Raw genomic sequence first — 14,957 nt, 5'->3', positions numbered from 1 at the left:
GTCTAGGGGTCGACGTCTCAGTCTACGCGGGGAGCGCTCAGGGTCCTGGGAGCACGGAAGCTAGGCTGGAGGACGTGTGTGACACGAGTTCGAGTGCGCTTCCGCAGGCGATGATCTCGCGTTCGGCCCTCGCTGCCGGCGCCTCCGCGGCGATCCGGGCGGGAGGGCGCACGGCCGACCTCCGTCGTGACGCCTGGGGGCATGGCCTGCTCGCCGTCGCGCACGCCGTCACCGCCGCGGGCGCCGACCGGGTGCTCGTCGACTCCGTCGGCGAGGTGGAGGCGCTGCGGCTCGAAGGCATCGTCGGCACGACCACCGGGGAGCCCGACGTCGACCCGGCGTTGCTGTACGGCCTTCCGGACTCCTCCCGCTCGCTGGCGTCGGCGCCGGTTCTGCGTCTCACCGGCCGGGTCATGTCGACCAAGCGCCTGCGGGCCGGTGAGGCCGTCTCCTACGGCTACACGTTCCGCGCTCAGGAAGACACCGTGGTGGCCCTCGTGACCGGCGGATACGCCCAGGGCGTGGTGCGCGCGCTGGGCAACCGCGCCGACGTCGAGATCGACGGCGTGCTGCGCCCGATCGTCGGGCGTGTCGCGATGGACGTCTGCGTGATCGATCTGCAGGGCGTCGACGCGAAGCTCGGGGACACCGTGACCTTCTTCGGCGGAACGGGCCCGGCCGCCGGCGCGCTCGCCCGCTGGTCCGAGATCACCGGGTTGACGATCGCGGAGCTCGTCGCCGTGCCGGGAGCGCACGCCGTGCGCGGATGGGAGGCCTGATGCGACCCGAACTGCGCCTCGACAGCGGCGTGTTCCGTTCGAACATCGCGGCAGTGCAGGAGCGGCTGGGGGATTCGGCGCTGATGCTGGTCCTCAAGGACGACGCGTACGGCCACGGACTCCGCTGGGCGGTCGAGACCGCGCTCGACGCGGGAGTGACGACCTTCGGCAGCTACGACGTGCGCGGCGGGCTCGACGTCCGGCGCATCGCGGGCGGAACCGTGACGGTGTTCGCGTGGGCGACGTCGACGGACGCAGAGATCGACGAGGCGCTCCTGCACGACATCGAACTCGGTGTCGGCACGATCGAGTACCTGCGTCGTATCGTCACCCGAGCCGTTGTGCTCGGCGTCCGCGCGCGCGTGCACCTCAAGATCGACACCGGGCTGCACCGCAACGGCGTCCGTCCGGAGGACTGGCCGTCCGCCATCGCGGAGGCGAGGGACGCCGAGAGCGCGGGAGCGCTGTCGCTGGTGGGCATCTGGAGTCACATCGCCGAGGCGAGCGACGCCGAGGATGACGAGGCGCAGGCCGTGTTCCTCGAAGCCGTGCGACAGGCGGGCCAGTCCGGTCCGCTGCCGGGTGCTCTGCACCTCACGGCGTCGGCCGCGTCCTGGTGGCGCCCCGAGCTGCGTGGCACCGTGTCGCGCATCGGGGCCTTCTGCTACGGCATCCGTTCCGCGGATGGTCCGGACCTCGACGGGGTCAGGCCCGCCGCGAGCCTGGCGGCTCCCGTCGTGCGGGTGGAGCACGGGGAGGCCGTGGTCGGCGTCGGCAGCCTCGACGGCCTGCCGTCCACGCTCGTCGGGATGACGGTCGGGACTCCCGCCGGGCCCCGGCGGGTGTCCGCCATCGATCTGGCGACGACGACGGTGGCAGGGTGGCAGGGCATGGCCGTCGGGGACGACGTGACCATCTTCGGTGCCGGAGAACAGGGCGAGGAGACAGCGACGACCCTCGCCGAGCGGATCGACACGGTCGGCGAGGAGATCCTCACGCGACTCGGTCCGCGGATCCGGCGGAGGGTCGTGGACTGACCCGGGCTGGCCGGGTCACGCGCTGCTCAGGCGGTCTCGATGAGACGAGCGGTCTCGTCGTGCCAGCTCGTGGCCACGCTGCGGAGCTTCTCCTCGTACTTGCGGCCGTGGTGCGCGCAGAAGAGCAGCTCGGAGCCGTTGACCTCGGCCGCGATGTAGGCCTGCGCTCCACAGGAGTCGCAGCGGTCCATCGCGGTCAGGCGGAACTCGACGGCGGAGGTCTCACGTTCGGTCGTTGCATTCATCTCGGGGCCTCCTCGGGTCTCGGCGTCCTGTGTGGTCGTGCTCAATACAACCACGCTGCACCTGTGGGCATGCCCGGTCGGCGGCGTGTTTCGCTCAGCGCGTACGCGCGCCCTCGCGAGTGCGCATCGACGGGGAGTGTCGGCGGAGGGCGGCGGCCTCCCGCGAATAGACTCGGAGATTGTGAATGCCGAGTACTCCGCCCATCATCTCCAGGTGCTCGAGGGCCTCGAAGCGGTCCGCAAGCGCCCCGGCATGTACATCGGCTCGAACGGTTCGCCCGGGCTCATGCACTGCCTCTGGGAGATCATCGACAACTCCGTCGACGAGGCCGTCGCCGGCAACGGTTCGCGGATCGACATCATCCTGCATGACGACGGCAGCGTCGAGGTGCACGACCGCGGTCGCGGCATCCCCGTCGACGTCGAGCCCCGGACCGGTCTGACCGGTGTCGAGGTCGTCTACACGAAACTGCACGCGGGCGGGAAGTTCGGCGGCGGGTCCTACGCGGCCTCGGGCGGTCTGCACGGCGTCGGCGCGTCGGTGGTCAACGCGCTCTCGGAACGTCTCGACGTGGAGGTCGACCGCGGCGGCAAGACGTACGCGATGTCGTTCCATCGCGGCGAGCCCGGCATCTTCCAGGATTCGGGAGAGAAGCGCCCCGATGCGCCGTTCACTCCATTCGAGGAGAACAGCGAGCTGCGGGTCGTCGGCAAGGCGCCGCGCGGCGTCACCGGCACCCGCGTCCGCTATTGGGCGGACCGCCAGATCTTCACCAAGGACGCGGCTTTCCAGCTCGCCGAGCTCGAGACGCGGGCCCGGCAGACCGCCTTCCTCGTGCCCGGTCTGGAGATCGTGGTGCGCGACGAGCGCGCCGCGAGCGCCCTGGTGGGCGAGGACGGCACCCCGACCGGCCCCGTGGAGACCTCGTACCTCTACGAGGGCGGCATCTCCGAATTCGTGGAGTACCTGGCGGTCGACCCTCCCGTGACCGACACGTGGCGGATCCAGGGGGAGGGGACCTTCACCGAGACCGTGCCCGTCCTGCAGGCCGACGGGCACATGGTGGCCACCGAGGTCGAGCGCGTGTGCGCCGTCGACATCGCGCTGCGCTGGGGGACGGGCTACGACACGCGGATCCGCTCCTTCGTCAACATCATCTCCACGCCGAAGGGCGGCACGCACCAGCAGGGCTTCGAGCAGGAGCTGCTGAAGGTGCTGCGCAGTCAGGTCGAGCAGAACGCGCGGCGTCTGAAGGTGGGCAACGACAAGCTGGAGAAGGACGACGTGCTCGCCGGCCTCACCGCCGTCCTCACGGTCAACGTGCCGGAGCCGCAGTTCGAGGGGCAGACGAAGGAAGTGCTCGGCACCCCCGCCGTGCGCCAGATCGTCGCCCAGGTGATGCGCAAGGATCTCCAGCAGCGCTTCGCCTCCACCAAACGCGACGACAAGAGCCAGGCGACGCAGCTGCTCGACAAGATCGTGTCGGAGATGAAGGCCCGGGTGTCGGCCCGAGCGCACAAGGAGACCCAGCGGCGCAAGAACGCGCTGGAGTCATCGACGCTGCCGACCAAGCTCGTCGACTGCCGGACCAACGACGTCGAGCGCAGTGAGCTCTTCATCGTCGAGGGCGACTCGGCGCTCGGTACGGCGAAGAACGCGCGCAACAGCGAGTTCCAGGCGCTGCTGCCCATCCGGGGCAAGATCCTGAACGTGCAGAAGGCCTCGGTCGGCGACATGCTCTCCAATGCCGAGTGCGCGTCCATCATCCAGGTGATCGGCGCGGGCTCGGGCCGCACGTTCGACATCGACGCCGCCCGCTACGGGAAGATCATCCTCATGAGCGACGCCGATGTCGACGGCGCGCACATCCGCACTCTGCTGCTCACGCTCTTCTTCCGCTACATGCGGCCGCTCATCGAGCACGGACGGGTGTTCGCCGCCGTGCCGCCGCTGCATCGGATCATCGTCATCAATCCGGGGTCGAAGCCGAACGAGACCATCTACACGTACAGCGAGCAGGAGCTGCACGCGCTGCTCGCCAAGCTCCGCAAGGCCGGCAAGCGCTGGCACGAGCCGATCCAGCGCTACAAGGGTCTCGGCGAGATGGACGCGGAGCAGCTGGCGAACACGACCATGGACCGCTCCGGACGTCTCCTGCGCCGCGTGCGCATGGAGGACGCCGAGGCCGCGGGTCGCGTCTTCGAACTCCTCATGGGCAACGAGGTCGCCCCGCGTCGGGAGTTCATCATCGACTCTGCTGATCAGCTCTCCCGCGAGTCCATCGACGCCTGAGCCACGGATCACGAGAAGGGGGGACCCGGCATCGCCGGGTCCCCCCTTCTCGTGGAACGGATCAGACGAGCGTGCGCCCGATGCTGCCGATCACGCCGTCGATCGGCTGGCCGGAGGCGTCGCGGCGTGCCCCGGCGTCCGGAAGCTTGCGCACGGCGCCGGTGGGGTCGACCGCGAGCGGTGGGTGGGGGCCGACCCAGGCGACGGTGAGACGATCCTCGCCCTTGAGGAAGGCGTGGGCGCGGACACCGCCGGTCGCGCGTCCCTTGGACGGGTACTCCGTGAACGCCGAGACCTTCGCGCGGCCCGGATCGGTCCCGGGCAGGATGCTCTCCGCGCCGGAGACCGTGGCCACGACGGCGTCGGTGTCCGGGCGGACGGCACCGAAGAAGAGGACCGATGCGCCCGCGCCGAGCTTGATGCCCGCCATGCCGCCCGCCGGCGCCCCCTGGGGACGGACCGTCGATGCCGAGAACCGGAGGAGCTGGGCATCGGTGGTCAGGAACACGAGATCCGCGTCGTCCGAGGCCTCGGCCGCGCCGACCACGGCATCGCCGGACTTCAGGCCGATGACCTCGAGGTCGGGGCGCACGGGAAGCGTCGACGGGACGATCCGCTTGACGATGCCCTGCGCGGTGCCGAGAGCGACCGGGGAGTCGCTGTCGAAGCGGACGAACCCGAGGATGCGCTCGCCCTTGGTGGTGAGCCCGAGGTAATCGCGCAGCGGGGTCCCCGCGGCGAGCTGCACGGACGTGCCGGGCACCGAGGGCAGGTCGACGGGGGAGAAGCGGACGACGCGTCCCGTGCTGGTGAGCGCACCGACCTCACCGCGGACCGTCGTCTCGACCGTCGCGAGGATGGCGTCGTGCTTGCTCCGCCGTGCCGGGGCGGTGAGCTCCTGTCCTTCGCCGAGGTCCACGCGCACGGCGCGGCCCGTCGTCGACAGGACCACGGTGGTCGGAGCATCGGCGATCTGCAGATCCACCGCACCCTTCGTCGCGCGGGGCTTCGGCGGGGCGGCGTTCATCAGCAGCGTGCGGCGCGGCGTGCCGTAGGCCTCCGCCACGGCGTCGAGCTCCTGGGCGACGGCGGCGCGCAGCAGCGCCGGGCTGGCGAGCAGCTCGCGCAGCGACGCGATCTCCGCGAGGAGGGCGTCCCGCTCCGCTTCGAGCTCGATGCGGGAGAACTTGGTCAGTCGGCGCAGTCGCAGTTCGAGGATGTACTCGGCCTGCGGCTCGCTGAGGTCGAACACCGACCGGAGTCGGGTGCGGGCCTGCTCCGTGTCGTCCGAGGAGCGGATGACCTGGATGACCTCGTCGATGTCGAGGATCGCGATGAGGAGCCCCTCCACCAGGTGCAGGCGCTCCTCCCGGCGCGCGAGCCGGTACCGGCTGCGGCGGGTGATGACCTCGATGCGGTGCCCCACGTAGACGCTGAGCATCTCCTTGAGACCGAGCGTGCGGGGCTGACCGTCGACGAGGGCGACGTTGTTGATGCTGAAGGAGTCCTCCAGCGGAGTGAGCCGGTACAGCTGCTCCAGGACCGCGTTCGGGTCGAATCCGGTCTTGATCCCGATCGCGACGCGCAGGCCGTGGTTCCGGTCGGTGAGGTCGGTGACGTCGCTGATGCCCTGCAGCTTCTTCGCCTGCACGGCGTCGCGGATCTTCTCGATGAGGCGCTCCGGGCCGACCATGTAGGGCAGCTCCGAGACGATGATGCCGGTGCGCCGGGGGCCCAGGGGCTCGATCGAGGTCCGTCCCCGGACCTTCAGCGCCCCGCGCCCCGTCGTGTAGGCGTCCTTGACCCCGTCGAGGCCCATGAGGATCCCGCCCGACGGGAAGTCGGGGCCGGGGACGTACTCCATGAGGTCTTCGGTCGTGGCGTCCGGGTGCTCGAGGAGGTGGGTCGCCGCCGCGACCACCTCGATGAGGTTGTGCGGCGCCATGTTCGTGGCCATTCCCACCGCGATGCCGCTCGCGCCGTTCACGAGGAGGTTCGGGAACGCGGCGGGGAGGACGGCGGGCTGCTGGAACTGGCCGTCGTAGTTCGGGATGAAGTCGACGACGTCCTCGTCGAGGTTCTCCGTGAGCGACAGGGCCGGGGCCGCGAGGCGGGCCTCCGTGTAACGCGCGGCGGCCGGACCGTCGTCGAGCGAGCCGAAGTTGCCGTGACCGTCGACCAGCGGCACACGGAGGGCCCACTCCTGCGCGAGGCGCACGAGGGCGTCGTAGATCGCCGAGTCGCCGTGCGGGTGCAGCTTTCCCATGACCTCGCCCACCACGCGGGCGCTCTTCACGTGACCGCGGTCGGGACGCAGGCCCATCTCCGCCATCTGGAAGAGGATCCGCCGCTGCACCGGCTTGAGGCCGTCCCTCGCATCGGGAAGGGCGCGGGAGTAGATGACGGAGTACGCGTACTCGAGGAAGGAGCCCTGCATCTCGTGTGAGAGATCGATGTCCTGGATGCGTTCCTCGACGGGCTCGGGCGGCGGGGTTTTCGGCATGGACTTCCTGAGGGCGTACGGGAGCCTGTGTCAAACTGGCTCGGATGTCCTTCATGCTACCGTCCGCGTCGCCGAGTACCCGGAGCGTCGTCGGGGTGGCGGACGACCTGTGCGCCGCGCTCCGCGGCGAATCCCCGTCCCTGCCGCGCGCGCAGTCGGCGGTGCTCGTCGTGATCGACGGTCTCGGGGCGATCAGTCTCCGCGGGCATGCCGGGCATGCGCGCTCGCTGACGTCCGGGATGACCAAGCGCGACGTCGCGCAGACCGTCTTCCCGACGACGACCGCCGCGGCTCTCACGAGCATCACCACGGGGGTCTGGCCCGGAGAGCACGGTCTGGTGGGCTACCGGGTCCGCGATCCGGAGCGGGACGTGCTCGTCAATCAGCTCAGCGGCTGGGAGACGGACGGTCTGGATCCGCTCACCTGGCAGGCGGCGCCCACGGTCTTCGAACGGGCGGCCGCGGACGGACGGGAGACCTTCGCCGTCGGACTCGCCGCCTATGCACGCAGCGGCTTCACGCGCGCCACCCTTCGGGGCGCGGCCTTCGTCGCCGCCGCATCGCCGGAGGAGCGCGTCGAGGCCGCGCTCGCGCTGGCCGAGCAGCATCCAGGGTCGCTCGTCTACTGCTATCTCCCCGAGGTCGACAAGGCCGGGCACAAGCACGGCGTGGCGTCGCCGGAGTGGGTTGCCGCTCTGGAGCTCCTCGACGGCGCACTCTCGGTCCGTGTGCCGCCCGGCATCGGCGTCGTCGTGACGTCCGACCACGGGATGGTCGACGTGCCGTACCACCGACAGGTCGTGCTCGAGGAGGAGCATCTCGTCGGGATCCGCCACGTCGGCGGGGAGCCGCGCATGCTGCACCTCTACCGGGAGAGGGATGCCGACCTCCACGCGGTCGCCGCGCGACTCCGCGGCGACCTGGAGGGAGCGGCCGACATCGTGACCCGCGAGCAGGCCGTGGCTTCCGGGCTGTTCGGGCCGGTCGTGCGCGATGACTCCCTGGCCAGGATCGGCGATCTCCTGGTGATCGCCTCCGGGGTCCGCGCGGTCTACGACGGGACGGCGGAGGACCAGCGCAGTCGCGGCATGGTCGGGCAGCACGGTGCACTCACTCCGGAGGAGACCAGGGTCCCGTTCCTGCGACGCGGCGTGTTCGCCTCCTGATCTGCGGGGCGGACGGCCTCACTCGTCGGTGCGCGCTCCGAAGACGATCTCGTCCCAGGACGGCATCGCGTTCCGCCGACGTCGACGTCCGCCGCCGTCCCCGGGCTCACCGGCGGTCGGCTGACGCGGAGTCGGCTCGGGCGCGGGAGGCTCGTCATCCGGCTCCTCCAGCGCGGCGAACAGGGCGATCGGATCGGACTCGTCCTGACCGTCCTCGCTGTCGTGCTCGACGGGCGAGGGCTCGCGCTGTCCGCGGCGGCGGCGCAGGGCCTCCAAGAGGTCGGCGGTCTCCGGGCTCGTCGAGGGGGAGTCGGGCGCGCGGTTGATCGCGGCGTCCTGGACCGCGGGCGCCGACCGCTCGGGCTGGGTCGGCTCGTCCTGCTCCGGAGCGGGCGAGGGCACGAGGCGCGGTCCGAAGGCGCCGGAGTCGAACCGGCTGTCGTCCTTGTACGGCGAGGTGGCGCGGTCGGCTTCCACGGCTCGCAGCCGGGGGATCAGACCTTCCGGCAGCGAACCCTGGCGGGAGAGCTGCGTTGCGTCGGCGTTCAGGGGCGAGAGGGCACTGCGCCGGGGGTCGAAGCTCCAGCGGGCATCATGCTCGACGTCGTTGGCGGAGAACTCCAGCTTGATGATCCAGCCGGATTCCTCCTTCCAGCTGGCCCAGCGCTCGGAGGTCGCGTCGACCTCGGCGAGCTTGGCACGGACGGCGGCGCCGAAGGTGGGCTGGGCGTCCGGCTCCACCTCGCTGCCGATGAGGACGGGGACCGCGAGGGCCTGGCCGATGATGTGCTCCCGCTCGGCGAGGACCGGACCCTCGAACCGGGCGACGTCGTCGACGCTGATGCCGAGGAGCTCGGCGACCTCGGTGGCGGTCAAGCCGGCGCGGATCTGCGCCTGGATGTCGCGCGGGCTGGCGGCGAGCTTCTGGGCGGCCGGCTCGGCCTGGCGGGTCGCGCGGCGGATCTCCCGTTGCAGCACGGCGTCGATGGGCAGCGCGAACCGCTCGCCCGCCTCGGTCGCGAGGACGAGCACTCCTGCCTCTGTGCCGACGATGGTGACGTTTTCCATGCGAATGCCCCTCTGATGGGTGTGGGTTCATGGTGTCACGGGAGGGGGCCCGGAACAGGGAATACGGCGGGCGTGCCGTGAGTTTGCCCTGTCGCATGGTCGGGCATTTGCGAAACGCCCGCCGGTCATGCAAACTATGGCCGCCGATTACCCGACGGCGCACCCGCCCACTCGCACCATGAAAGTGGAGATTCACCGCATGGCAACCGATTACGACGCTCCCCGAAAGAGTGAAGACGACTCCGAGTCGATCGAAGCCCTCAAGGAGCGTGTGCCGGACAAGCTGTCCGGCACGACCGGAGACGAGGACTCCGACAACCCGTCGAACTTCGATCTCCCTGGCGCGGATCTCTCCGACCTCGAGCTGGACGTCGTCGTGCTGCCCGCGCAGCAGGACGAGTTCACCTGCATGAGCTGCTTCCTCGTGAAGCATCGCTCGCAGCTCGACCACGAGGGACCCGACGGCCCCATCTGCAAGGAGTGCGCTGCCTGAGCAGTCCTCCGAGCGACGCCCCACGCGCCCCCGACCATCCGGTCAGGGGCGCGCTGTCGTCTCCGGCGGATTCAGCCGCGGGCGGCGCGGATGGCTGCGGCGAGCCGGTCGGGCGTGCGGGTGGAGATGGTCCAGGCGACGACGGGATCGGCCTCGTCGGTGTTGGGCACGACGACGATGCCGTCGATGCCGCCGCGGATGAGATGCCATCCGCGGGCGGGGAGCTCCGGACCGCGAGCATCGCGCGCCTCGGCTCCGGTCAGCGCCACCGGGTCGCCGAGGTACCGGACGTCGATGTGCGCGCGTCCGGCGCGGAGCACGCCGTCCTGCACCTCGACGACCGGGGTGAGGGCGATGGCGGCGACGACCAGGACGGCGGAGACGACGCCGCCGAGGAGTAGGGCGAACGTCGAGCCGACCGGCACGAAGATCAGGGAGACCATCGGCCCGGCCAGCGCGATGGTGACCAGCAGCCACAGGCTGGGGGCCAGTCGTTCGCGGTAGCGGGGACGTGCGTCCGTTGCGGGGTTCTGCATTAGCCTCATGGGGTGACCGATTCCGTTGATGTCCCCATTATCGCCGCTGCGGTCCCCGGCTACGCGCATCCGGGCGACGCCGGGGCCGATCTGGTCGCGGCCGAGGCCGTGCGGCTGGAGCCGGGGGAGCGGGCCCTGGTACCGACCGGCGTCCGGATCGCGCTTCCCGACGGCTACGCGGCCTTCGTCGTGCCGCGCAGCGGTCTCGCCGCGAAGCACGGGATCTCGATCGTGAACTCCCCGGGGACCGTGGATGCCGGCTACCGGGGTGAGATCAAGGTCAGCCTGATCAACACGGACATCCACAGCGCGTACGATGTCGCCGTCGGCGATCGCATCGCGCAGTTGATCGTCATGCCCGTCACGCGGGCGCGGTTCCTCCTGGTCGATGAACTGCCGGACAGCGTCCGCGGCGCCGGCGGATTCGGCTCGACCGGCTACCAGGCACAGACCCCTCAGAACGAAGCAGGACAGGCGAAATGACCGACAGCAACGACACTCCCTCCAAGTCGGCGCCGGAGAACCGCGCCACCGAGGGCCCGTTCGACGACTCCGAGGCGAACCCCGTCCGCCCCTACATCGACCTCGGCGGGATCAAGATCCTTCCCCGTGAGGGCCTGAACCTGCGTCTCGAGGTCGAGGAGCAGAGCAAGCGCATCGTGGCGGTCGGGCTCGACTACGCCGAGTCGTCCCTTCAGGTGCAGCCGTTCGCGGCGCCGCGCAGCGGCGGTCTCTGGGACGAGACCCGGGTTCAGCTCCGGGACCAGGTCAAGGCCCAGGGCGGTCGCGTCGAGGAGCGCGAGGGGCCACTCGGCAAGGAGCTCCTCGCCGAGGTCCCCGCCGCCGCCAGCGAGGGCTCCGGCCTGCGTCTGGCCCGGTTCATCGGCATCGATGGTCCGCGCTGGTTCCTCCGCGGCGTGATCGGCGGTGCGGCCGCGTCCGACCCCGAGGCCGCCGAGAAGGTGGAAGACCTCTTCCGTTCGATCGTCGTGGTGCGCGGAGGCGCACCCATGCCACCGCGCGACCTCATCCCGCTGAAGATGCCGGCGACGCCGGGTTCGGCGTGAGCACGCCGGAGGCCGAGGAGCCGCGCACGCAGAGCGCGTCGGAGATCCTCGGGGCGGCGCTCGGCGGCGCCGCGCGCAAGGCCGGACTCGATCCGGCCGAGAGCGCGAGCACGCATAAGGTCGTCTGGTCGGCGATGGGCGGCTGGCGCGGGATCCTGGAGTCGGTGCTGCCGAGCCTCGCCTTCGTGATCCTCTTCACCCTCCGGCCGGAGCCCCTGCTGCTGCCGCTCGGCGTGTCCGTCGGTCTCGCCGCCGTGTTCACCGTCGTCCGCCTGGTGCAGAAGTCCCCGCCGTCCGCCGCCCTCGGCGGGCTCGTCGCGGCGGTCGCCGCGGCCGGCCTCGCCCTGTGGACCGGGCGCGGTGAGGACAACTTCGTGCCCGGGCTGATCACCAACGCCGTCTACGGTTCCGTGATCCTCGTCTCCGCCCTCATCGGATGGTCGGTGATCGGACTCGCCGTGGGCTTCCTCATGGGGGAGGGCACCGCGTGGCGCGCGGATCGGCGCAAGCGACGCGCGTTCTTCTGGCTCGGGATCGCCTGGGCTGCTCTCTTCTTCGCGCGCCTCGCGGTGCAGTTCCCGCTGTATCTGGCCGGTGACGTCACCGCCCTCGGCACCCTCAAGCTCGTGATGGGACTACCGCTGTTCGCGCCCCTCATCGCTGTGACCTGGCTCGTCGTCCGTGCGCTGTACCCCCGCGCGTCGGCGCACGACGACGACGTCCCGGCGTGATAGATTTATCTCGACATCAAGATAAATCACGGGCTTTCGCCGGTGACCAGCGCGGAGCAGACTGGTTAGGTCCCCCTTGCTAGCCGCGTGGCCGCACCGGCGAGCAAGATGGAGGCGCCTGTCGCTCCCATCCGAATAGAAGGAGACGGATTCGTGTCCACGGTGAACAGCTTCGGTGCCAAGAGCACCCTGACGGTCGGCAGTACCGACTACGAGATCTTCCGCATCGACACGGTGCCCGGTTTCGACAAGCTCCCCTTCAGCCTCAAGGTCCTCCTGGAGAACCTGCTTCGCACCGAGGACGGCGCGAACGTGACGAAGGCGCAGATCGAGGCGCTCGGGTCGTGGGACGCGAACGCGGAGCCCAACACCGAGATCCAGTTCACGCCGGCGCGCGTGGTCATGCAGGACTTCACCGGTGTGCCCTGCATCGTCGACCTCGCCACCATGCGCGAGGCCGTGACGGCGCTCGGCGGCGACCCGAACAAGATCAACCCGCTCTCGCCGGCCGAGATGGTCATCGACCACTCCGTCATCGCCGACCTCTTCGGCAGTGAGAACGCCCTCGAGCGCAACGTCGAGATCGAGTACGAGCGCAACGGCGAGCGGTACCAGTTCCTCCGCTGGGGCCAGACCGCGTTCAGCGACTTCAAGGTGGTCCCCCCGGGCACCGGCATCGTGCACCAGGTGAACATCGAGCACCTGGCCAAGGTCATCTACGACCGCGAGGTCGACGGCGTGCTGCGGGCATACCCCGACACGTGTGTCGGCACCGACTCGCACACCACGATGGTCAACGGCCTGGGCGTCCTCGGCTGGGGCGTCGGCGGCATCGAGGCCGAGGCAGCCATGCTCGGTCAGCCCGTGTCGATGCTCATCCCGCGCGTCGTCGGCTTCAAGCTCTCGGGTGAGATCCCCGCCGGCGTGACCGCGACCGACGTGGTGCTGACCATCACCGACATGCTGCGCAAGCACGGCGTGGTCGGTAAGTTCGTCGAGTTCTACGGCGAGGGCGTCGCGTCGGTGCCGCTGGCCAACCGCGCGACGATCGGCAACATGTCGCCCGAGTTCGGCTCGACCGCCGCCATCTTCCCGATCGACGACGTCACCCTCGACTACCTGCGACTCACCGGTCGCAGCGAGGAGGCCGTCGCGCTCGTCGAGGCCTACGCCAAGGAGCAGAAGCTCTGGCACGACGCCTCCCACGAGCCCGTCTTCAGCGAGTACATGGAGCTGGACCTCGGCACCGTCGTGCCGTCCATCGCCGGCCCGAAGCGCCCGCAGGACCGCATCCTCCTCTCCGAAGCGAAGACGCAGTTCGAGCAGGACATCCTGAACTACGCCACGCCGTCGACGAGCGAGGACATCGTCGACCTCGAGTCGAAGCACTCGTTCCCGGCGTCCGACCCGGGCCAGGTGCCCGGCGAGGAGGAGCCGTCCACGCGTCCCGTGCACATCAGCAGCGGTGCGCCGGCCAACGTGTCGAACCCCGTCCCGGTCACGACGCCCGAGGGTGAGAAGTACACCCTCGACAATGGCGCCGTCACCCTCGCCGCCATCACGTCGTGCACCAACACCTCCAACCCGTCCGTGATGATCGCGGCCGGTCTCCTCGCCCGCAAGGCGCGGGAGAAGGGCCTGAAGCAGAAGCCGTGGGTCAAGACCACGCTCGGTCCCGGCTCGAAGGTCGTCACCGACTACTACGAGAAGTCCGGACTCGACAAGGATCTCGAGGGCCTCGGCTTCTACACGGTCGGCTACGGCTGCACGATCTGCATCGGGAACTCGGGTCCGCTGATCGAAGAGGTCTCCGAGGCGATCAACTCGCACGACCTCGCGGTCACGGCCGTCCTCTCGGGCAACCGGAACTTCGAGGGCCGGATCAGCCCGGACGTGAAGATGAACTACCTGGCGAGCCCGCCGCTGGTCATCGCCTACGCCCTCGCCGGCTCGATGCACTTCGACTTCGAGACCGACGCCCTGGGTAAGGACGCGGACGGAAACGACGTCTTCCTCAAGGACATCTGGCCCTCCCCGGAGGAGGTGCAGGAGATCGTCGACTCGTCGATCTCGCGCGACCAGTTCATCAAGCAGTACGCCACCGTGTTCGACGGTGACGAGCGCTGGCGCAACCTGCCCACGCCGGACGACGACACGTTCCAGTGGGACGAGAACTCGACCTACGTGCGCAAGGCGCCGTACTTCGACGGCATGACGATGGAGCTCACGCCGGTGAAGGACATCGAGGGTGCCCGCGTCATGGCGACGCTCGGCGACTCGGTCACCACCGACCACATCTCCCCGGCCGGCAACATCAAGCCGGGCACGCCCGCCGCGCAGTACCTGACGGAGCACGGCGTCGACCGTAAGGACTTCAACTCCTTCGGCTCGCGCCGCGGCAACCACGAGGTGATGATCCGCGGGACGTTCGCGAACATCCGCCTGAAGAACCTCATGGTCTCCGCCGTGAACGACGGCCAGGTCGTCGAGGGTGGCTTCACCCGTGACTTCACCCAGCCGGGTGGGCCGCAGTCGTACATCTACGACGCGTGCATGAACTACGCCGAGCAGGGCACCCCGCTCGTCGTCTTCGGCGGCAAGGAGTACGGCTCCGGCTCGTCCCGCGACTGGGCGGCCAAGGGCACGAGCCTCTTGGGCGTCAAGGCCGTGATCACCGAGAGCTTCGAGCGCATCCACCGCTCCAACCTCATCGGCATGGGCGTCGTCCCGCTGCAGTTCCCGGAAGGCGAGAGCTGGGAGTCGCTGGGTCTCGACGGCACCGAGATCGTCTCGATCACGGGCCTCGAGGAGCTCAACAACGGCGTCACCCCGAAGACGGTCAAGGTCACCGCCACCCCGAGCGAGCACTCGCCCGAGGGCAAGCAGCCGGTGGAGTTCGACGCGGTCGTCCGCATCGACACCCCCGGTGAGGCGGACTACTACCGCAACGGCGGCATCCTGCAGTACGTGCTGCGCTCGCTGGTCTGAACCCTGTGACGAAGGGGCCCGTGTCTGCGGACACGGGCCCCTTCGCCGTGT

General features: G+C 69.9%; 13 protein-coding genes. 9 read left to right on the top strand and 4 right to left on the bottom strand.

Annotation, left to right across the window (positions count from 1 at the left end):
- Nucleotides 1-74 precede the first annotated feature (74 nt).
- Nucleotides 75-779, top strand: coding sequence for an alanine racemase C-terminal domain-containing protein (locus KAF39_RS12830; protein WP_307805210.1), 705 nt, complete (start codon nt 75-77; stop codon nt 777-779).
- Complete coding sequence (locus KAF39_RS12825) at nt 779-1,816, top strand: alanine racemase (RefSeq protein ID WP_246878302.1); 1,038 nt, start codon at nt 779-781, stop codon at nt 1,814-1,816. The genes KAF39_RS12830 and KAF39_RS12825 overlap by 1 nt, the downstream gene beginning before the upstream one ends.
- A gap of 26 nt (nt 1,817-1,842) precedes the next feature.
- Here the strand turns inward: KAF39_RS12825 and KAF39_RS12820 are convergent, their stop codons facing one another.
- Nucleotides 1,843-2,061, bottom strand: coding sequence for a hypothetical protein (locus tag KAF39_RS12820; RefSeq protein WP_210677596.1), 219 nt, complete (start codon nt 2,059-2,061; stop codon nt 1,843-1,845).
- 181 nt (nt 2,062-2,242) lie between these two features.
- On the opposite strand from KAF39_RS12820, the gene KAF39_RS12815 reads away from it, so the two are divergent.
- Entirely contained in the window at nt 2,243-4,354 is a 2,112-nt protein-coding gene (locus tag KAF39_RS12815) for a type IIA DNA topoisomerase subunit B (protein ID WP_374093743.1), read from the top strand.
- A gap of 61 nt (nt 4,355-4,415) precedes the next feature.
- Here the strand turns inward: KAF39_RS12815 and KAF39_RS12810 are convergent, their stop codons facing one another.
- Nucleotides 4,416-6,857 carry a DNA topoisomerase (ATP-hydrolyzing) subunit A gene (locus tag KAF39_RS12810; protein WP_210677595.1) on the bottom strand — a complete coding sequence of 814 codons (2,442 nt, stop codon included), beginning with the start codon at nt 6,855-6,857 and terminating at the stop codon, nt 4,416-4,418.
- A 44-nt stretch (nt 6,858-6,901) separates the two neighbouring features.
- Here KAF39_RS12810 and KAF39_RS12805 point away from each other — a divergent pair, with 44 nt between their 5' ends.
- Nucleotides 6,902-8,023, top strand: a complete 1,122-nt coding sequence (locus KAF39_RS12805) for an alkaline phosphatase family protein (protein WP_246878301.1) — start codon at nt 6,902-6,904, stop codon at nt 8,021-8,023.
- Nucleotides 8,024-8,041: 18 nt separating this feature from the next.
- Here KAF39_RS12805 and sepH read toward each other — a convergent pair whose 3' ends face one another.
- On the bottom strand, nt 8,042-9,091 hold the full coding sequence (gene sepH, locus KAF39_RS12800; protein WP_210677594.1) for a septation protein SepH: 1,050 nt from the start codon (nt 9,089-9,091) through the stop codon (nt 8,042-8,044).
- Nucleotides 9,092-9,290: 199 nt separating this feature from the next.
- Between sepH and KAF39_RS12795 the strand changes: the two genes are divergently transcribed.
- Complete coding sequence (locus tag KAF39_RS12795) at nt 9,291-9,584, top strand: DUF4193 domain-containing protein (protein ID WP_025103572.1); 294 nt, start codon at nt 9,291-9,293, stop codon at nt 9,582-9,584.
- Between the two features lie 71 nt (nt 9,585-9,655).
- On the opposite strand, the gene KAF39_RS12790 is transcribed toward KAF39_RS12795, so the two are convergent.
- Entirely contained in the window at nt 9,656-10,120 is a 465-nt protein-coding gene (locus tag KAF39_RS12790) for a DUF3093 family protein (protein WP_210677593.1), read from the bottom strand.
- A gap of 12 nt (nt 10,121-10,132) precedes the next feature.
- Between KAF39_RS12790 and dut the strand changes: the two genes are divergently transcribed.
- The 4 genes from dut (at nt 10,133) to KAF39_RS12770 (ending at nt 14,906) form a co-directional block, all read left to right on the top strand.
- On the top strand, nt 10,133-10,603 hold the full coding sequence (gene dut / locus KAF39_RS12785; protein ID WP_210677592.1) for a dUTP diphosphatase: 471 nt from the start codon (nt 10,133-10,135) through the stop codon (nt 10,601-10,603).
- Nucleotides 10,600-11,187, top strand: coding sequence for a DUF3710 domain-containing protein (locus tag KAF39_RS12780; protein ID WP_210677591.1), 588 nt, complete (start codon nt 10,600-10,602; stop codon nt 11,185-11,187). The genes dut and KAF39_RS12780 overlap by 4 nt, the downstream gene beginning before the upstream one ends.
- On the top strand, nt 11,184-11,918 hold the full coding sequence (locus KAF39_RS12775; protein WP_210677590.1) for a DUF3159 domain-containing protein: 735 nt from the start codon (nt 11,184-11,186) through the stop codon (nt 11,916-11,918). Before KAF39_RS12780 ends, KAF39_RS12775 begins: the two co-directional genes overlap by 4 nt.
- A gap of 153 nt (nt 11,919-12,071) precedes the next feature.
- Nucleotides 12,072-14,906: an aconitate hydratase gene (locus KAF39_RS12770; RefSeq protein ID WP_374093738.1), complete on the top strand. Its 2,835-nt coding sequence runs from the start codon at nt 12,072-12,074 to the stop codon at nt 14,904-14,906.
- Nucleotides 14,907-14,957 lie beyond the last annotated feature (51 nt).

The organism is Microbacterium sp. BLY, from assembly GCF_017939615.1.
In the GTDB taxonomy this organism is placed as follows: Bacteria; Actinomycetota; Actinomycetes; order Actinomycetales; family Microbacteriaceae; genus Microbacterium.
The sequence above is the reverse complement of the archived record's forward strand: the minus strand, read 5'-3'. Positions and strand labels throughout refer to the sequence as shown.